Here is a 17,606-nt window from a genome sequence, read left to right on the forward strand (position 1 = left end):
GGCCGGAAGGGGTTGCGCCTTATTACCGACCGGTAGCATCATTTCGGGTGAAGCCTTCTTCTTGACTGCGATACGGAGCCTCCGTCATGGGCCACTACAAGTCGAACCTCCGCGACATCGAGTTCAACCTCTTCGAGGTCCTGGGCCGCGACCAGGTCTACGGCACCGGTCCGTTCGCCGAGATGGACGTGGACACCGCGAAGGACGTCCTGAGCGAGATCGCCCGCCTCGCGGAGCGCCAGCTCGCCGACTCGTTCGCCGACGCCGACCGCAACCCGCCGGTGTTCGACCCCGAGACCAGCACCGCGCCGCTGCCCGAGTCGTTCAAGAAGAGCTACGCGGCCTTCATGGACGCCGAGTACTGGCGGCTCGGCCTGCCCGAGGAGATCGGCGGCACCACCGCGCCCCGCTCCCTGATCTGGGCCTTCGCGGAGATGGTGCTGGGCGCCAACCCGGCCGTGTGGATGTACGGCTCCGGTCCCGCCTTCGCCCGCATCCTCTTCGAGGAGGGCACCGAGGAGCAGAAGAAGATCGCGGCCGTCTCGGTCGAGAAGCAGTGGGGCACCACGATGGTCCTCACCGAGCCCGACGCGGGCTCCGACGTCGGCGCCGGCCGCACCAAGGCGGTCCGGCAGGAGGACGGCAGCTGGCACATCGAGGGCGTCAAGCGCTTCATCACCTCGGGCGAGCACGACCTGACCGACAACATCATCCACTACGTGCTGGCCCGCCCCGAGGGCGCGGGACCCGGCACCAAGGGCCTGTCGCTGTTCATGGTCCCGAAGTTCGAGTTCGACTTCACCACCGGCGAGTTGGGCGAGCGCAACGGCGTGTACGCCACCAACGTCGAACACAAGATGGGCCTGAAGGCGTCCAACACCTGCGAGCTGACCTTCGGCGACCGGCACCCCGCCAAGGGCTGGCTGATCGGCGACCGGCACGACGGCATCCGCCAGATGTTCCGGATCATCGAGTTCGCCCGCATGATGGTCGGCACCAAGGCGATCGCCACCCTCTCCACCGGTTACCTCAACGCGCTGGAGTACGCCAAGGAGCGGGTCCAGGGCCCGGACCTGGCCCAGTTCACCAACAAGGCCGCGCCCAAGGTCACCATCACCCACCACCCCGACGTACGCCGCTCGCTGATGACGCAGAAGGCGTACGCGGAGGGCATGCGCTCCCTCGTCCTCTACACGGCGACCGTCCAGGACAGCATCGAGGCCGCCGAGGCCCGCGGCGAGGACACCAAGCAGCTCCACGGGCTCAACGACCTGCTGCTGCCGATCGTCAAGGGCTACGGCTCCGAGCGGTCCTACGAGCAGCTCGCCCAGTCGCTGCAGACCTTCGGCGGCTCCGGGTACCTCCAGGAGTACCCGATCGAGCAGTACATCCGGGACGCCAAGATCGACACCCTCTACGAGGGCACCACCGCGATCCAGGGCCAGGACTTCTTCTTCCGGAAGATCGTCCGCGACCAGGGGCAGGCGCTGACCGCGCTCAGCGAGGAGATCAAGAAGTTCCTCGCCGAGGCGCCGGGCGGGCAGGACCTGGCCCCGGCCCGCGACCAGCTCGCGAAGTCCGCGGCCGACCTGGAGTCGATCGTCGGCACCATGCTCACCGACCTCGCGGCCACCGAGCAGGACGTGCGCTCCATCTACAAGGTGGGGCTGAACTCCACCCGGCTGCTGCTCGCCTCCGGCGACGTCGTCACCGGCTACCTGCTGCTGCGCGGCGCCGCGGTGGCCGCGGAGAAGCTGCCGGCGGCGACCGGCAAGGACCAGGCGTTCTACGCGGGCAAGGTCGCGGCGGCGAAGTTCTTCGCGGCCACCGTCCTGCCGGAGGTCGGCACGGCACGGGCGCTGGCCGAGGCCGTCACGCTCGACGTCATGGACCTGCCCGAAGAGGCGTTCTGACCGAGGCACGGCAGGTGTGCCGCCGCCCTTCCGGGGCGGCGGCACACCGTCGTGTGCGGCCGGACCGCCGTCGGGTGCCGCCGCCTGACCACCGGGCGAACGGCCGGGTGGGGCTGGAACCGAGCCGAAACTAAGCTGCTGCCATGACCTCTCAGCACCCTGCGTTCGACCGCGGGCACACCGACGACCTGGCCGCGTTCGTACGATCCGCGCCCTCTCCGTACCACGCCGCGGCCTCCGTGGCCGAGCGGCTGGACGCGGCCGGATTCCGCCGGGTCGAGGAGGCCGAGCGGTGGGAGGACGGCACCGGCGGCGGGGCCGGCGGGCGGTACGTGGTGCGCGGCGGCGCCGTCGTCGCCTGGTACGTGCCCGAGGGCGCCGCACCGCACACCCCGTTCCGCGTGGTCGGCGCGCACACCGACTCCCCCAACCTGCGGGTCAAGCCGCAGCCCGACCTCGGCTCGCACGGCTGGCGCCAGGTCGCCGTCGAGATCTACGGCGGCCCGCTGCTCAACAGCTGGCTCGACCGCGACCTCGGCATCGCCGGGCGGCTGTCGCTGCGCGACGGCTCCACCCGCCTGGTGAACGTCGACCGGCCGCTGCTGCGGGTGGCCCAGCTCGCCGTCCACCTCGACCGCTCGGCGAACGACGCGCTCACCCTGGACCGGCAGCGCCACCTCCAGCCCCTGTGGGGCCTGGGCGACGCGACCGAGGGCGACCTGATCGCCTTCCTCGCCGAGGAGGCGGGCGTCGCCGATGCCGACGTCACCGGGTGGGACCTCATGACGCACGACGTCCAGCCGCCGGCGTATCTCGGGCGCGACCGCGAACTGTTCGCGTCCCCCCGGCTGGACAACCTGCTCTCCGTGCACGCGGGCGTGGCCGCGCTCATCGCGGCCGCCGCGCGGCCCGACCTCGCGTTCGTGCCCGTGCTGGCCGCGTTCGACCACGAGGAGACCGGCAGCCAGTCCGACACCGGGGCCGGCGGGCCCCTGCTCGGCCGGGTCTTCGAGCGGTCCGTGCTGGCGCGGGGCGGTGACCAGGAGGACGTGCTGCGCGCGCTGGCCTCGACGGTCTGCGCGTCCTCCGACGTCGGGCACGCCGTGCACCCCAACTACGCGGAGCGGCACGACCCGAGCCATCACCCGCGGGCGAACGGGGGGCCGATCCTCAAGACGAACGTCAACCAGCGGTACGCCACCGACGGGGTGGGCCGGGCGGTGTTCGCTGCCGCGTGCGAGCGGGCCGGGGTACCGTTGCAGCACTTCGTCTCCAACAACACGATTCCCTGCGGGACGACGATCGGGCCGATCACCGCGGCGCGCCACGGCATCACCACCGTGGACATCGGGGTGCCGCTGCTTTCCATGCACTCCGCCCGCGAGCTCGCCGGCGCGGACGACCCGCACCACCTGGCGAACGCCCTCACCGCGTTCCTGGCGAGCTGACCCGCCCGGCTGCCCCGTCCTGCCGGTGGCCGGTACCTCCTAGTACGTCACCGTGATGCGGCGGGCGGGGCCGTCGACGCGGACCTGGCCGCCGTAGGGGATGACCTGCTGCGGGTCGGTGTGGCCGAGGTCGACGTCGAAGACGATCATCGTGTCCGGGGCGTACCGCTCGAACGCACGCAGGACGGCGGCGCGTTGCCTGGCACGGTGGTCGACGCGTCGGGCGGGTCCGTCCCGGCTGCCTCACCCTGACGGTTCCCGGACCTGACGGCCGGTGGTGGGCTGGTCGCGCAGTTCCCCGCGCCCCTGATGGTGGACGTCTTCCGCACGATTCAGCCGGCACCCGTGGCTCGGAAGCCTGCACACGACCAAGGCGAGCGGCCACAACAGGGCGCGTGGGAGTACCTCTCAGCCGAAGTTCCGGGGAGAGCCGCGCGAGCAACCGGCCACCGGGCCGCACCCGGAAACAGACCGGAACCGTCGCGGCGCCAAACCCCACCGATGCTCCTGATCGCCGCCTTGATGTCGGGGTCGGCGAATGCCGCGTGCAGGTCCGCGGCCCGCTCCTCCGGCGTCGCATACCGCCATGATCGCCGATCCGCGCATCCTGTCGAGCGAATGGGATGTTCCTGTCACCGCGCTGTGAAACTCTCCCGGCAGGATGTCCGTTCGAACACCGCAGCCGAAGACACCCCCGGGGGATACCGCGCCATGCCGAGCCGCACGCACAGAAGCAGCGACAGCACCAGCCGTACCAACAGCCGTACCAACAGCCTTGCCAGCAGCCGTAGTCGGAGCGTCGTGGTCGCCGCCGTGGTCGTCGCGGTGTGCGGGGTCGGGCTGACCGCCTGTCACAGCACGTCGGGGAGCAGCCACAGCCACCACTCGCACAGCCACAGCCGCAGCCACCACTGAGGAACCGCACCGCCGAGGAACCGCGCTGATTGCGGGTCGAGGGTCCGGGTAGGCGACAGCCGTCACCACACGCCGTCAACTCGACAGGGAGGCGGGCATCGTGGGCATCGGAGGCTGCATAGTCCTCATCGCCGTAGGCGCGATCATCACGTTCGCGACCGACTGGCACATGAAGGGCGTCAACGTCGACCTGGTCGGCCTGATCATGATGGCCGTGGGCATCATCGGACTCGCCGCGTACGTCAGCATCTTCAAGCGTCGGCGCATCCCGCCCACGGCGGACGGCGACGTGCCGCCCGTCGTGGAGGAGCGCTACTACCCGTCGGACCGCCGCTACTGAGCCTGTTCGGCGGGGCCCTCGTCCATGCCCGCCAGGACGAGGGCCAGCCGGGCGTCGCCGCCCGGCACCAGCCGCACCGGGACACCCCAGTCCTGCTGGTGCACATGGCAGGCGGGATACGGATTGGCCGTGTCGTCGTCGCACGACGCCGCCATCGCCGAGACGTGCAGGACGCCCTCGGTCACGGCCGGGTCCAGTTCCAGCTCCCGGAAGAGGTCGGTGCCCTTGCCGGTGCCCGCCTTCAGCAGTTCCGGCGGAGTCGCCTCGACCAGCAGCCGGGTGGCCGGACCGTAGCGGTCGTCCAGCTTCTGGCCGGGCGGCGCGCTGAACACCACGTCCAGCCGCAGCGGGCCCGGCGCCACGTCGGTCGCCGCCCGCTGCGTGCGGTGGGCGGCGCCCTGCACGCGGGCCGCCTCCTCGGGCAGCCGCATCCGGGTCAGCCGGTGCCCGGCGGACTCCACCACCACCACGTCGCCGTCGACCACGGCCGCGTCCGACGGCTCGCGCAGATCGCCCGCGAGCGTGGTCACCTCGCCGCTCACCGGGTCGTACCGGCGCAGCGCGTTGTTGTACGTGTCACTCACCGCGACGGAGCCGTCCGGGAGCGCGGTGACGCCCAGCGGGTGCTGGAGCAGCGCCTGCCCGGCCGGGCCGTCACGGTGCCCGAAGTCGAAGAGCCCGGTGCCGACCGCCGTACGGATCACGTACCCGTCGCCGTCGGCCGCCCGCTCGGCCCAGCGCAGCGCGGACGTCTCGGCGTCGGCGATCCACAGCCGGCCGTCGGCCGCCGACAGCCCGGACGGCTGGGCGAACCAGGCGTCGCCGGCGTGCCCGTCGACCAGGCCCTCGTTGGTGGTGCCAGCCGCGACCTCGACCCGCTCGGTGGCGGGGTCGTACGTCCACAGCTGGTGCACGCCGGCCATCGCGATCCACACCCGGTCGTCGAACCAGGCCACGTCCCACGGCGAGGACAGGTCCACCTCCAGGGCCGGCCCGGAGGTGGGGGAGCCCTGCCACCACTGCCGGCCGGTGCCCGCGACCGTGGTGACCTCGCCGGTGTCCAGGTCGAGCCGGCGCAGCGCGTGGTTCACGGTGTCGGCGACGATGACGGTGCGGTCGGGCAGCAAGGCGAGGCCCTGCGGCTCGCTGAACATGGCGTCCTGCGGGCCGCCGTCGGCCAGTCCGCGCTCGCCGGTGCCGATCCGGCGCACCACGGTCTCGCCGTCGGCCGCCAGCTCCACCAGCGCGTGCCGGGTGGAGTCCGACACCAGGTAGTGGCCGCTGCCCGGCAGCGACAGCACCTTCGCGGGGAAGCGCAGGTTCGTCGAGACCGGCTCCGGCGGTACGTACAGGTCGTCGCCCCGGCGCAGGGTGCCCTTGGCGGCGTGCTCCTGCTCCAGCCGGTTCACCAGCTTCTCCAGCGCGTGCGCGTGCCCCTCCCCGGCGTGCTGCGCGACCACGTAGCCCTCCGGGTCGATCACCACCAGCGTCGGCCACGCCCGCACCGCGTACTGCCGCCACGTGGCGAGCTCCGGGTCGTCCAGCACCGGGTGGTGCACGCCGTATCGCTCCACCGCGTCGACCACGGCCTGGTGCTCCGCCTCGTGCACGAACTTCGGCGAATGCACCCCCACGATCACCACGGTGTCGCGGTGCCGCTCCTCCAGCTCGCGCAGCTCGTCCAGGACGTGCAGGCAGTTCACGCAGCAGAACGTCCAGAAGTCCAGGATCACGATCGATCCACGCAGGTCAGCGAGGGTGGGTTGGCGATCACCTGTGTTCAGCCAGCCGCCCTTGCCGACCAGCTCGGGCGCTCGAACGCGTGCGCGTGCAGTCATATCCCCATCAAACCGCATCACGGCACCAAACACATTCCGGTCCCCGGCCGGGGTACACATGCCCCATGAAATACGTGGTGCGAGAGAAGATGTTCGCGATCGGCGACGACTACTGGGTGGAGGACGAGCACGGGCGGCGCGCCTTCTACGTGGACGGCAAGGTGCTGCGGATCAGGGACACCCTGGAGATCCAGGACGCCGACGGCAACGAGGTGGCGGTCATCCACCAGAAGCTGCTCAGCCTGCGTGACGCCATGACCATCGAGCGCGGCGGGCAGACCCTGGTCACCGTCAAGAAGAAGCGGCTCGCCCTGGTGCGCGAGGTCTTCCGCGCGGAACTCGCCTCCGGCGAGGAACTGGAGATCCGCGGCGACCTCATCGACAAGGAGTACGACATCGAGTACGACGGGGAGCGGCTCGCCCGCATCTCCCGCCGCTGGTTCACCCTGCGGGACGCCTACGCCATCGACGTCGAACGCGAGGACGCCGACGCGGGCATGCTCCTCGCGATCGCGGTGTGCGTGGACCACATCATCGCCAAGGAGCACGACTCCCACTGAGCCGCTTTCCGCGGCGGAGGCACGGATGTACGGCTCTCCGCCGTACGGCTCTCCGCCGCGACGGTTCCGGTGCACTGCCGGGTGCGGCCCGGCGGCCGGTCGCGCGACCGGCCGGCGCGGACCGCGAGGTCCCGGCGTCCACAGGACGGGGCAGCCGGGCGGGTCAGGGCACCGTCACAGGCGGCGGTCCCGGAGGACGGGGAAATCCGCCCGGGTGGAGGCGACGAGGGCGGGGTCGAGGTCCACGGAGAGGGCCTGTTCGCCGGGGCCGGCCTCGCAGAGGATCTCGCCCCAGGGGTCGACGACCATGCTGTGCCCGGCCTGCTCGACCCCCGCGTGGGTCCCCGCGGTCCCGCACGCGAGGACGTACGCCTGGCACTCCACCGCGCGGGCCTGCACCAGGACCCGCCAGTGGGCGAGGCGGCGGGCGGGCCAGCCGGCGGGGAGGACGACGATCTCCGACCCGGCGTCGACCAGCAGCCGGAAGAGTTCGGGAAAGCGGAGGTCGTAACAGGTCGCGAGGCCGAGCACGGCCTCGGGGTGCCGCACGGTGACGACGGACTCACCCGGAGCCATCAGCGTGGCCTCGCCCCGGTCGAAGCCGAACCGGTGGATCTTGCGGTAGGCGCCGCGCAGCTCCCCGTCGGGTGAGAAGACCAGCGAGGTGTTGTAGAGCGGCCCCTCGGGGTCGCGCTCGACGACGGAGCCCGCGTGCAGCCACACCCCGGCGTCGCGCGCGGCCGCGGCCATCGCCTCGACGGTGGGCCCGCTCTCGACCGGTTCCGCCTCCGCCGGGAACAGGTCCGAGGCGAACGCGCCGACCGGCCACAATTCGGGCAGTACGACAAGATCCGCCCCGGCCTGCGCCCGCACCAGCGCCGCCACCCGGGCCCGCCGCGCGGCGGGCTGCTCGGCGGGGTCCACGTCGATCTGGAGAAGCGTTGCGCGCATCCGGACACCGCCCCTACGTTGGGTCGTCATAGTCGGGCCTACCATCGTCACTCGAAAGCACTGCGTGGGCGCCCGCGCGAAGACTAACTTAGGCGCCAAACCGCCACGACCGCGCACCGACCGTCGAGGGGTCCCGTGACCGTCCACAGCAAGATCCAGCCGTATATCGACGCCTGGACCCACTCCATAGAGTCCATCAACGAGCTGGTCTCGCCACTCGCCGAGGGTGAGTGGAACCGCCCCACCGAGTGCCCGTACTGGTCCGTTCGCGACGTGGTCTCGCACGTCATCGGCTTCGAGTGCGAACTGCTCGGCGACCCGCGGCCGATACACAGCCTGCCCAGCGACCTGCGGCACATCACCAGCGAGACCGCCCGCTACACCGAGGTCCCGGTCGACATCCGCCGCCACCACACCGCGCCCGAGATGACCTCCGAACTGGAGTACACCATCATCCGGCGCTCCCGCCAGCTGCGGAACGAGTCGCGGCAGCCCGACGCCGACGTGCGCGCGATCGGCGGCGGCGAGACCACCCTCGAAGAGCAGCTCTGGTCGCGGGTGTTCGACGTGTGGGTGCACGAACAGGACCTGCGCCGGGCCCTGGACAAGCCCGGCAACCTCGCGTCGGCCGCCGCGGTGCTGTCCCGCGAGTTCGTCCTGCGCGCGCTGCCGAAGGTGGTCGCGCACGACGCGGGCGCCAAGCCCGGCTCCGCGGTGGTCTTCGACGTGCACGGCCCGCTGGAGTTCATGCGCACCGTCCGGGTCAACGCCGAGGGGCGCGGCAGCATCGACTCCGCGGTCTCGCTCGGCCCGGCGGTCACCTTCGTGGTCGACTGGGAGACGTTCCTGCGGCTGCTCACCGGCCGGGTGAAGGCGACCGCGGTGTCCGAGGACCGGCTGAAGGTCGAGGGCGACCCGGAGTTGGCCCAGCAGATCCTGGCGCAGCTCGCGGTCACGCCCTAGCGGCGGCGGCCGGTCGCATCACAGGGGCCGGTCGCATCAGGGTGCCGGTCACATCAAGGTGCCGGCCGATCCGGTTCCGGCTGCACGGGGCCCGGCCGCCGCACAATGCACCGCAGGGCCGGGCGAGTTGCCCAACTGCCCCTGGAACAGGGCGAATCGGTGGCCGAAAGTGGATTCTTGCACGGGCGGTGATGATCCAGTAACGGTACGGCGACCAATCCCTCGCGTTTCGGGCGTTGAAGGCGAGTTGGGCGAGTAGGGTGAGGCGAACTCATCCTGTTGCCGCCCGTAACGTCAGCGTGACCCGGCACGGCGGTCGGCTTCCGGCCCGGCCATGGGGTATCGATTGATGTCAACTCAAGGCTCCCCGTTACCTTTTCAGCCGCCGCGAGACTCCGGCGGCGGGTTCCGTGCCGTCGTCCGCGCCGCGCCGCTCCCGCTCGCCGTGGTGGTCGCCGGCGCCGCGGCCGGCGGCTGGGCGGTGCGCCGCGCGAGCCACCAGGACCGCCCGCTGGTGGCCGTGGCCGGTGCGCTGGCCGCCCTGCTGCTCGGCACGGTGGTCGCGCTGGCCGCCTCCCGCCGCCGCACGGTGCGCCGACTCCGCGCCGAGGCAGCGGAGTTACGGGACGACACCGCCCGTACGGTCGCGCTGCACGCGGAAGCCACCCGGCAGGCCGCCGCCGAACTCGACGCGGCCCGGCGAACGGTGCGGGAGACGGAGGCGCGGCGGCGCGCCTGGGCCGAGACCGAGGCAGCGCTGCGGGCCGCGCTGCACACCGAGACCGCGCGGGCCGCCGCCCTGGAGGACGAGGCCGCGCGGATGGCCGAGGTGACGATCCCGCTCGCCGTCGAGCGGATGCGCGAGGGCGGCTCCACCAGCACCGTGCTGGCCCAACTGCCGCGCCCAGTCGGTGAGGTGCACCAGCGGCTGCTGGAACTGACGGTCCGCGAGCTGGGCACGAGCGAGCGCGCCAAGGCCGCCGGGATGGCCGCCTGCGCCAGCGCCGCCGCCCGCGTGCAGGCCCTCACCACCACCATGCTCGCCGACCTGCGCGAGATGGAGCAGCGGCACGACGAGAGCGTCCTGGACGACCTGCTGCGGCTGGACCACTGCGCCGCGCAGACCGGCCGGCTCGCCGACAGCGTCGCGGTGCTCAGCGGCTCGCGCTCCGGCCGCCGTTGGACCCGGCCGATCGCGATGGAGAGCGTGCTGCGCGGCGCGATGGGCCGTATCCACGCCTACCGCCGGGTGCGGCTGCACACCACGGCCGGCGCGGCCGTCGCGGGGCACGCCGCCGAGGGCGTCATGCACGTGCTGGCCGAACTCATGGACAACGCCTGCAATTTCTCGCCGCCGTCCGAGGAAGTCCACGTCTACGTCCAGGAGTCGCACTCGGGCGTCGTCGTCACCGTGGAGGACGCCGGGCTCGCGATGCCCGCCGGCGACCTCGCCCGGATCGAACGCCTCGTCTCCGGCGACCCGGCCGAGGCCGCGAACGACCTGCTGCCCGGCCTGTCCGGCACCCGGATCGGCCTCACCGTGGTCGGCCGGCTGGCCCGCAAGCACGGCCTGCGGATCTCCTTCCGGCCGTCCTCGCGCGGCGGCACCGGCGTGGTCGTCCTGATCCCGTCGAGGATCGTCACGCGCACGGCGGAGTCGTACGGCCCCGCGTCGTACGGCACGCCGGCGGTCGGCGGGCGGTACGACGCGCAACCCGGCACGGGGGAAGGGCAGTTGGGCCGCGGCGGTGGATACGGCGGCGCCCAGGGGTCCACGGGGGCGCCCGGGGCCGACATCGGCGCCGGGTACGACGGCTTCCCCGAACCCGGGCGGCCCGAGGAGATCGGGCACGCGGGACCGGCCGAGCGCGGCTCCGCAGGCGGCCCAGGAAGCGGTGTACGGCCCCCTACGGGCCCGGACGCGGGCGCGGGCACGGTCGAGGACCCCGGAGCGGCGCCGGGCCCTGCCTCGGCCGTACACATGCCGCTGCCGCGGCGGACCCGGGGGCGGGGCATGCCCGATACCGCGCCCGGGTACGACTCTCCCCCGTGGGCTCCGGCGCGGGAGGCGCCGCCCGGCGGCGCCGACGCGGGCGCCCGGTTCGGCGCCTTCCGGGACGCCGCGACCGGCCGGGACCGGGGAACCGCCGACAGCGAAGGGGAGGGTGGCCAGTGATGACGAACGGAACCGGTGGCGGCGGAGGCGGGGTCGCGTTACTGCTCGAACGGTTCGTGGCACTGACGCCCGGCGCCCGCCACGCGCTGCTGCTCTCCGCCGACGGGCTGAAGCTGCACTGGTCGCCCGAGCTGTCCGTGGACCGCGCCGACCAGCTCGCCGCGATCGCCTCCGGCATCCAGAGCCTGGTGCACGGCGCGTGCGTCGAGTTCGGCGACGGCAGCGGCGGCGTACGGCAGTCGATGACCGACTTCCACGGCGGCGCGCTGTTCCTCGTCGAGGCCGGCGCGGGCGCCCATCTGGCCGTGGTGGGGGAGGAGTCGGCGGACGCCCGCGCGGTCGGGCGCGGCATGAACGACATCGTCGAGGCGGTCCGCGACCAGCTCGGCACCCTGCCCGCGGCGGGCATACGCGGGAAGCTCCCGGCATGATGGGCGTGCCGGTCGACAGCGGCGCCCCGGACCGGCTCTACACCCTCACCGGTGGGCGGAGCAGCGCCGGCACCAAGGGGTTCGACCTGGCCACGGTCATCGCCGCACGCGCCGAACCGCTCCCCGGAATGCCCTCGGAACACGTCCGCATCCTGCGGCTGTGCCGCCGCCCCATCGCCGTACTCGAACTCGCCTCCCGCCTGGCCCTGCCGGTCGGCGTGGTCCGGGTGCTGCTCGCCGACCTCCTCAACGCGCAGCACATCAGCGCCCATGCGCCCACCACCGCGGCGGAGTTGCTGCCCCCTTCCGACATGCTGAGGAAGGTCCTCCGTGCGCTGCACAACCTCTGAGCCGGGAACCGCGGCAGGGCGCGGAGCCGGTCACGGGACGGGGCGCCGGGCGGGGCGCGTCGCGGTGGGCACCCGCGTGAACGCAGGAGAGAGAACGGGCACATGACATCGTCACAGGAGCGGGAACCGGAGGCGCGGCGCGACCGGGCGGACGAGGTGGTGCCGCCGCGCGGGCTCGCACCGCAGCGGCGGGTGCCCCAAGTGGGTGCTGCGGCACGGCAGAAGCTCGCGGAGATACCCGGGCCGCAGCCGGTGCCGCCGTGGGGGCCGGCCGCGGCGCAGGGGCAAGGGCACGTGCAGGGGCAGGGACACGTGCAGGGGCCCGGGTCGGGTGCGGAAGGGGCCGCGGAACCGGAGCGGGCCCTGCGGCCCGGGCCGGAACAGGGGCACCCGCCGCAGGCCCGGGAGCAGGCGCAGGCACAGGCGCACCACCAGGTCGCCCACGTGCCGCAGCCGGCCGGGCCCGCGTTCGACCACGCCGACCCGGGGGCGTACTACCGGGCGCTGCGGGAGGCGTACGGGCCGGTCGCACCCGTGCTGCTGGACGGCGGGATGCCCGCGTGGCTCGTCCTGGGCTACCACGAGGTGCATGTCGTGGCCGGGAACCCGGAGTTGTTCGGGCGGGACCCGCGCCGCTGGCACGCGTGGGACCGCGTCCCCGCCGGCTGGCCGCTGCTGCCGCACGTGGCGCACACCCCGTCGGTCCGGTTCACCGAGGGGGAGGAGCACGTACGGCGCGCGGGCGCGGTCGCCGACGTGCTCGGCGGGGTCGACCCGTTCGAGCTACGGCAGCGCGCCGAGCGGGCCGCGGACGCCGCGGTGGACGCGTTCGCGGGGGCCGGGCGGGCGGAGTTGGTGGCGCAGTACGCCGAGCAGGTGCCGTTGCACGTCATGGCCGGGCTGTTCGGGTTGCAGCCGGCCGAAACAGCGGCGCTGGAACGGGACTTGGCCGGCCAGTACGGCTACGGCACCGCCGCGCCCGGGCCGGCCGCGGAGCCCTCGCACCCGGCCCACCCGGTCCACCCGGCCCACCTGGCAGCGCCGGCCGGGCCCGCCGCGTCCGCCGCGCGGCTGCGGGCCACGCTGGAAGCGGTGCTCGCGCGGGCCCGGCGGGCCCCCGCGCCCGGGGCCGACATCCCGTCCCGGCTGCTCGCGCATCCGGCGGGCCTCACCGACGAGGAGGTCGTGCAGGACCTGCTCACGATCATGGCGGCCGGGCGGCGGCCCACCGCGGACTGGATCGGCAACACGCTGCGGCTGCTGCTCACCGACGAGCGGTTCGCGCTCACCCTGTCCGGGGGGCGGCGCAGCATCTCCCAGGCGCTCGCGGAGGTGTTGTGGACCGATCCGCCCGTGCAGAACGTCATCGGGCGGTGGGCCACCCGCGACACCCAGCTCGGCGGGCGGTACATCCGGCGCGGCGACTGCCTCGTGCTCGGGCTGGCCGCGGCCAACGCGGACCCCCAGGTCCGCCCGGCACTTCCCGGGGCCGCCGTCGGCAACCACGCGCATCTGTCGTTCAGCCACGGCGCCCATCGCTGTCCCGCGCCCGCGCCCCAGCTCGCGGAGGTCGTCGCGACCACGGCGCTGGAGATCCTCCTCGACCGCATCCCCGATCTCGTCCCCACCCTCCCCCCGGACCAGCTCCCCTGGCGCCCCTCCCTCTGGCAACGCGGCCCCGCGGCCCTCCCGGTGACGTTCACTCCCTTGTGAGCCCCTGAACCCCCGGTTGCCCACGGCCCGCCGGGGCGCCCCTCGGCCAAGCACCGTTGTGGTGCCGGTTCGTTTCCCGACCGCGGGCCGGTGGCCTGCTGAGCGCGCAGTTCCCCGCGCCCCCGGGCAGGTGACCCTCTTTCCGCGGAAGGAGCCGCGCGTTCTCAGCGGCGCGTGGTCCGGGAGCCGACAGCACCACGCGGCCCGGGCGGACCCGCGGCCGCGCCTCCCCGCCAGGCCCTAGTCGCGGATCGCTGCGGCGTGGCCGCGGTGGACGCTTTCCACCCGGCTCACCGCGATCCGCTCCCGTTCGAGCTGAGCCGTCCGCCGCCGCAGCCGCAGGATCTGCACGGTTCCGAGCAGTTGGAGGACGAACACGCTGCTCCAGGCCACCTGATAGTCGTCGCCGGTGGCGTCGAGCAGCAAGCCGATCGCGAGAAGGGTCACCATGGACGCGGTGAACCCCCCGATGTTGACGATCCCGGACGCCGTACCGAAGCGCTCCGGCGGGTTCGCCGGCCGGGCGAAGTCGAACCCGATCATGGAGCCCGGGCCGCAGGCCCCGAGCACGACGCACAACACCACGAGCAGCCAGAGCGGATCGTGCCCGCCGGGCCACCCGAGAACCGCCGCCCAGGCGACCGCGGTCGCCGCGATGACGCCGAGCGTCAACGGCATCCGAGCCCCGTGATGCCGCCCGATCAACTGCCCGAAGACCATCCCGAACACCATGTTCGCGAGGACCACCAGCGTGAGCAGCCCACCCGCGCCGCCTCGCGACATCCCCTGGTCCTCGACGAGGAACGGCATCCCCCACAGCAGCAGGAACACCATCCCGGAGAACTGCGTGGTGAAGTGCGTCCACATGCCCAGCCGGGTACCGGGTTCCCGCCAGGCATCGGCGATCTGCCGCCGTACGTAGGCGAGTCCGGCGTGCTCGGCGGGAGCGGGGACGTACCCGTCGGGGTGGTCCTTGAGGAAGAGGGCGACCAGGACGAGGACGAAGGCACCGCCGATCGCGGTGCCGAGGAACGTGGGGGTCCAGCCGGCGGAGTGCAGTACCCGCGAAAGCGCCACCGTGGACACGAGGTTGCCCGCGACCCCGAAGAGCGCCGCACCCTGGGCGATCATCGGCCCGCGCCGCGCGGGGAACCAGCGCGAGCCGAGCCGCAGCACGCTCACGAAGGTCATCGCGTCGCCGCAGCCGAGTACCGCGCGGGCGGCGAGCGCCATCCCGTAGGAGTGCGACAGCGCGAACGCGCCCTGACCGACGGTGAAGAGGACCGCGCCGAGCATCAGCACCCGCTTCGTGCCGAGCGAGTCCACCATCAGGCCGACGGGTATCTGCATGCCCGCGTAGACCAGCACCTGGAGGATGGAGAACGACGACAGCGCGGAGGCGCCGATGTGGAAGCGGGCGGCGGCGTCGATCCCGGCGACGCCGAGGCTGGTGCGGTGCACGACGGCGACGAGGTAGACCAGGGTGCCCACACCCCAGACGAGCGCGGCCCGGCGGCCGCCCGGTGGGTCCCCCGGCAGTGGCTTCCCGGTCACGACTCGCCCCGGGCCAGCGTGTTGACCCAGGACACGTGCCGGTCCACGACCTCCGCCGCGGTCCGCTCGTCGCCGTTCCGCAACGCCTGGAGGATCTCAGTGTGTTCGGCGATGTTCTTCGCCACCCGGCTCGGCTCGGCGTGCATCGTCGCCACCCCCATCCGCAACTGCCGGTCCCGCAACTGGTCGTAGAGGTGCGCGAGGATACGGTTGCCCGCCGCGCGGACGATCTCCGCGTGGAAGCTGCGGTCCGCGGCGGCGAAGGCGGACAGGTCGCCGGCGGCGGCGTGCTCGCACTGCTCGGCGAGCGACTCCTCCAACCGCTCGATCAGCCGCGCCGGCACCGCGTGCACCACTTTCGCGACCGCGTGCTGCTCCACCAGCAGCCGGGTCTCCACCACGTCCGCGATCTCCTGCGCGGAGACCGGCAGCACCAGAGCGCCCTTCTTCGGATACAGCTTGAGCAGCCCCTCCGCCTCCAGCTTCAGCAGCGCCTCCCGCACCGGCGTCCGCGACACCCCCACCGCCTCGGCGAGGTCCCCCTCGGTCAGCAGCGTCCCGCCCTCGTACGACCGGTCCAGCACCCCGCTCTTCACATGCAGGTAGACCCGCTCGGCGGCGGGCGGCGACTTCGTATCCATAATGCGCACATCATAGATACAACACACAACCAGACGATACCCCCGGGCGGCACGGCACCCCGTTCACGCCGCGGCCGCGGACCCGTTCGGTCCGCGGCCGACGACGAACCGGGCTCAACGGTTGACGGTCTGGATCTCCTCGACGGTGACCGGCTGGTCGGAGTCGGACCGCCCGTCGGGCAGCGGGGTCCCGCCGGGCCGCACCTCCGCGGTCGGGGTCCACGACACCCGCCACGTCATGGCCGCGGTGAACGTGTACGTCCCCGCGCTCGCCTTCGTGTACGTGATGTTGCAGGCCGCGCCGGACGAGTCCAGCGAGGCACCCTCCCCGGACTGACCGAGCCGGTAGTCACAGCTCTCCGGGCTCGCGTACTGCGTCCCCGCCTCGACATGCAGGCTGTACGGCCGCGCCACCACCGTCGCCGCGACCGTGTCTCCGTTCGGCTCGGTGAGCTGCGCCGTGACGGACACCTGCGCGTCGGCCTCCTTGAAGTCCACGTACGTGGGCAGGTTCACCTTCTGGTTCCCCGGCTTCGGGCTGAGCTCGACGCCCTTCGTGGGCAGCTTCAACTGTCCGTACGCGGCCTGGGCGAGCACCTGCGGGGAAATGGCGCCCTCCGGCGGGTCCGCCGGCGGCTCCCATATCCACCCGGTGCTGTACGGGCAGGTGGCCCCGGGCTCGTTCAGGGCGTTGTCGTCCCAGGTGAGGACCCACCAACTGCCCTTGTCACCCTTGTGGTACTTGATGTCGTTCATGTCCGACTGGACCTGGTTGTAGTAGTCGGAGACCGTCCCCGCGCCTTCCTGACCGGCCTCGTCGTACCGCCGGTCGATCTCCGCGTGGAACTGGTCCGGCGTGAAGCTCGTGTACCAGCACACCGGCGGCGAGAAGTTCGCGTCGGACGATGTGACGGGGGCCGCCCCGTCCCCGTCCGAGGTCCCGCGATGCGTGTACTTCACGTGCACCTGGTAGGAGCTGCCGCCGCCGCTGGCCCCGCTGTCACTGCTGCTGGACGAACCCGAATCGCCGTAGCCCTTGCCGGTATTGGCCCAAGCTCCGTCGGCGGCAGCCAGCGCGGAGACGCAGGTGAGGATGACGACAACGCCGCGCGACAGGCGACGTATCAGGCGATCTGACACTGCTTTGCCCCGTTCTGCCACGTGTGATCGTATGCCTGCCATTCCCCCGTCGAACTCTTGGTCATGGTCAGGGTCCACAGGTTGAAGTCCGCCAAGGACGGTGTGGTCACGTTGACCTTGCCCGTCTTGGCGTCCTTGCCGTATGCCTTCCGCTGGTCCTCGCAGTACTGGACCGACAGGTTTCCGGTCACGAGCTTCTTGACCACCGGCTTGTAGTAGTCGAAGGTCCCGGTGACGACACTGCCGCCCTTGCCTTGCGAGATGAGCGAATCGGCGAACTCGGCACCGTGCTCGCCGGTCCAGAACCGCTTGAAGAACGCCGGTTCCTTCGTGTACGTCTTCGCCGTGAACGCGACCACCGCCGTCGCCGCGTACGTGGCGTCCTTCAGCGCGGCCTTCTTGGTCGGGTCACTGCTGTCGAACCCGTCGAAGTTGACCTTGATGTCCGACGGCAGGTCGAAACTCGGCGCGCCCGGCCCCGCCGCCTGCGTCGGGGACGCGGTCGTCGCCGACGCCGTGGCGCTCGCGGTCGGGGAGTCCGACGCGTCGATCTTGTCCGAACCGTTCGAACCGCCGCCGCACGCGGCCAGCAGGAGCACGGCCGCGGCCGCGGTGACCGCGGCGACGGGCAGAGAAGAGCGGGTCACGATGGCATCCCCCGTGAAGTACCTGT

At 72.6% G+C, this 17,606-nt stretch carries 17 protein-coding genes and 1 pseudogene; 10 read left to right on the forward strand and 8 right to left on the reverse strand.

Annotation, left to right across the window (positions count from 1 at the left end; translation table 11 throughout):
• The first annotated feature begins 86 nt into the window (after window positions 1–86).
• Together OG896_RS18565 and OG896_RS18570 are read left to right on the forward strand one after the other, a co-directional pair.
• Entirely contained in the window at window positions 87–1,913 is a 1,827-nt protein-coding gene (locus OG896_RS18565; RefSeq protein ID WP_329366863.1) for an acyl-CoA dehydrogenase, read from the forward strand.
• Window positions 1,914–2,056: 143 nt separating this feature from the next.
• Entirely contained in the window at window positions 2,057–3,361 is a 1,305-nt protein-coding gene (locus OG896_RS18570; protein ID WP_329366865.1) for a M18 family aminopeptidase, read from the forward strand.
• Window positions 3,362–3,400: 39 nt separating this feature from the next.
• On the opposite strand, the pseudogene OG896_RS18575 reads toward OG896_RS18570, so the two are convergent.
• Window positions 3,401–3,565, reverse strand: a pseudogene (locus OG896_RS18575) (LD-carboxypeptidase); the annotation flags it as partial.
• Between the two features lie 128 nt (window positions 3,566–3,693).
• On the reverse strand, window positions 3,694–3,981 hold the full coding sequence (locus OG896_RS40435) for an LD-carboxypeptidase (protein ID WP_443057257.1): 288 nt from the start codon (window positions 3,979–3,981) through the stop codon (window positions 3,694–3,696).
• Window positions 3,982–4,072: 91 nt separating this feature from the next.
• On the opposite strand from OG896_RS40435, the gene OG896_RS18585 reads away from it, so the two are divergent.
• Both OG896_RS18585 and OG896_RS18590 read left to right on the forward strand, forming a co-directional pair.
• Window positions 4,073–4,276, forward strand: a complete 204-nt coding sequence (locus tag OG896_RS18585) for a hypothetical protein (protein WP_329366867.1) — start codon at window positions 4,073–4,075, stop codon at window positions 4,274–4,276.
• 100 nt (window positions 4,277–4,376) lie between these two features.
• Window positions 4,377–4,616 (forward strand): DUF6458 family protein, encoded by a 240-nt coding sequence (locus OG896_RS18590; RefSeq protein ID WP_329366869.1) that lies wholly within the window; start codon window positions 4,377–4,379, stop codon window positions 4,614–4,616.
• Here the strand turns inward: OG896_RS18590 and OG896_RS18595 are convergent.
• A complete protein-coding gene (locus OG896_RS18595) occupies window positions 4,610–6,454 on the reverse strand; it encodes an NHL domain-containing thioredoxin family protein (protein WP_329366871.1) in 1,845 nt (614 codons plus the stop codon). The two genes, OG896_RS18590 and OG896_RS18595, sit on opposite strands and share 7 nt — an antisense overlap.
• A gap of 65 nt (window positions 6,455–6,519) precedes the next feature.
• Here OG896_RS18595 and OG896_RS18600 point away from each other — a divergent pair, with 65 nt between their 5' ends.
• Complete coding sequence (locus tag OG896_RS18600; RefSeq protein WP_329366872.1) at window positions 6,520–7,014, forward strand: LURP-one-related/scramblase family protein; 495 nt, start codon at window positions 6,520–6,522, stop codon at window positions 7,012–7,014.
• A 174-nt stretch (window positions 7,015–7,188) separates the two neighbouring features.
• On the opposite strand, the gene OG896_RS18605 is transcribed toward OG896_RS18600, so the two are convergent.
• Window positions 7,189–7,965, reverse strand: a complete 777-nt coding sequence (locus OG896_RS18605; protein ID WP_329366874.1) for a carbon-nitrogen family hydrolase — start codon at window positions 7,963–7,965, stop codon at window positions 7,189–7,191.
• Between the two features lie 135 nt (window positions 7,966–8,100).
• Here OG896_RS18605 and OG896_RS18610 point away from each other — a divergent pair, with 135 nt between their 5' ends.
• From OG896_RS18610 to OG896_RS18630, 5 genes are all read left to right on the forward strand, one after another.
• Window positions 8,101–8,928, forward strand: a complete 828-nt coding sequence (locus OG896_RS18610; protein WP_328466774.1) for a maleylpyruvate isomerase family mycothiol-dependent enzyme — start codon at window positions 8,101–8,103, stop codon at window positions 8,926–8,928.
• Window positions 8,929–9,376: 448 nt separating this feature from the next.
• On the forward strand, window positions 9,377–11,104 hold the full coding sequence (locus tag OG896_RS18615; RefSeq protein WP_329366878.1) for an ATP-binding protein: 1,728 nt from the start codon (window positions 9,377–9,379) through the stop codon (window positions 11,102–11,104).
• Entirely contained in the window at window positions 11,104–11,535 is a 432-nt protein-coding gene (locus tag OG896_RS18620; protein WP_328466770.1) for a roadblock/LC7 domain-containing protein, read from the forward strand. Before OG896_RS18615 ends, OG896_RS18620 begins: the two co-directional genes overlap by 1 nt.
• On the forward strand, window positions 11,535–11,885 hold the full coding sequence (locus OG896_RS18625; protein WP_402442645.1) for a DUF742 domain-containing protein: 351 nt from the start codon (window positions 11,535–11,537) through the stop codon (window positions 11,883–11,885). Before OG896_RS18620 ends, OG896_RS18625 begins: the two co-directional genes overlap by 1 nt.
• 102 nt (window positions 11,886–11,987) lie before the next feature.
• Complete coding sequence (locus OG896_RS18630) at window positions 11,988–13,598, forward strand: cytochrome P450 (RefSeq protein ID WP_329366882.1); 1,611 nt, start codon at window positions 11,988–11,990, stop codon at window positions 13,596–13,598.
• Window positions 13,599–13,838: 240 nt separating this feature from the next.
• On the opposite strand, the gene OG896_RS18635 is transcribed toward OG896_RS18630, so the two are convergent.
• From OG896_RS18635 to OG896_RS18650, 4 genes are all read right to left on the reverse strand, one after another.
• Entirely contained in the window at window positions 13,839–15,152 is a 1,314-nt protein-coding gene (locus OG896_RS18635; RefSeq protein WP_329366883.1) for an MFS transporter, read from the reverse strand.
• On the reverse strand, window positions 15,149–15,793 hold the full coding sequence (locus OG896_RS18640; RefSeq protein WP_328466763.1) for a GntR family transcriptional regulator: 645 nt from the start codon (window positions 15,791–15,793) through the stop codon (window positions 15,149–15,151). Before OG896_RS18640 ends, OG896_RS18635 begins: the two co-directional genes overlap by 4 nt.
• A gap of 114 nt (window positions 15,794–15,907) precedes the next feature.
• A complete protein-coding gene (locus OG896_RS18645; RefSeq protein ID WP_329366885.1) occupies window positions 15,908–16,933 on the reverse strand; it encodes a hypothetical protein in 1,026 nt (341 codons plus the stop codon).
• Window positions 16,918–17,580 (reverse strand): hypothetical protein, encoded by a 663-nt coding sequence (locus OG896_RS18650; protein ID WP_329366887.1) that lies wholly within the window; start codon window positions 17,578–17,580, stop codon window positions 16,918–16,920. Before OG896_RS18650 ends, OG896_RS18645 begins: the two co-directional genes overlap by 16 nt.
• Window positions 17,581–17,606 lie beyond the last annotated feature (26 nt).

The sequence above is a fragment of the Streptomyces sp. NBC_00669 genome (assembly GCF_036226785.1).
GTDB lineage: Bacteria > Actinomycetota > Actinomycetes > Streptomycetales > Streptomycetaceae > Actinacidiphila.

What these genes read in the sequence shown, in the direction of transcription:
- OG896_RS18565 (WP_329366863.1), top strand. Translation starts at nt 87, where the DNA reads ATGGGCCACTACAAGTCGAACCTCCGCGACATCGAGTTCAACCTCTTC.
- OG896_RS18570 (WP_329366865.1), top strand. Translation starts at nt 2,057, where the DNA reads ATGACCTCTCAGCACCCTGCGTTCGACCGCGGGCACACCGACGACCTG.
- OG896_RS18585 (WP_329366867.1), top strand. Translation starts at nt 4,073, where the DNA reads ATGCCGAGCCGCACGCACAGAAGCAGCGACAGCACCAGCCGTACCAAC.
- OG896_RS18595 (WP_329366871.1), bottom strand. Translation starts at nt 6,454, where the DNA reads ATGACTGCACGCGCACGCGTTCGAGCGCCCGAGCTGGTCGGCAAGGGC.
- OG896_RS18600 (WP_329366872.1), top strand. Translation starts at nt 6,520, where the DNA reads ATGAAATACGTGGTGCGAGAGAAGATGTTCGCGATCGGCGACGACTAC.
- OG896_RS18605 (WP_329366874.1), bottom strand. Translation starts at nt 7,965, where the DNA reads ATGCGCGCAACGCTTCTCCAGATCGACGTGGACCCCGCCGAGCAGCCC.
- OG896_RS18620 (WP_328466770.1), top strand. Translation starts at nt 11,104, where the DNA reads ATGACGAACGGAACCGGTGGCGGCGGAGGCGGGGTCGCGTTACTGCTC.
- OG896_RS18625 (WP_402442645.1), top strand. Translation starts at nt 11,535, where the DNA reads ATGGGCGTGCCGGTCGACAGCGGCGCCCCGGACCGGCTCTACACCCTC.
- OG896_RS18630 (WP_329366882.1), top strand. Translation starts at nt 11,988, where the DNA reads ATGACATCGTCACAGGAGCGGGAACCGGAGGCGCGGCGCGACCGGGCG.
- OG896_RS18640 (WP_328466763.1), bottom strand. Translation starts at nt 15,793, where the DNA reads ATGGATACGAAGTCGCCGCCCGCCGCCGAGCGGGTCTACCTGCATGTG.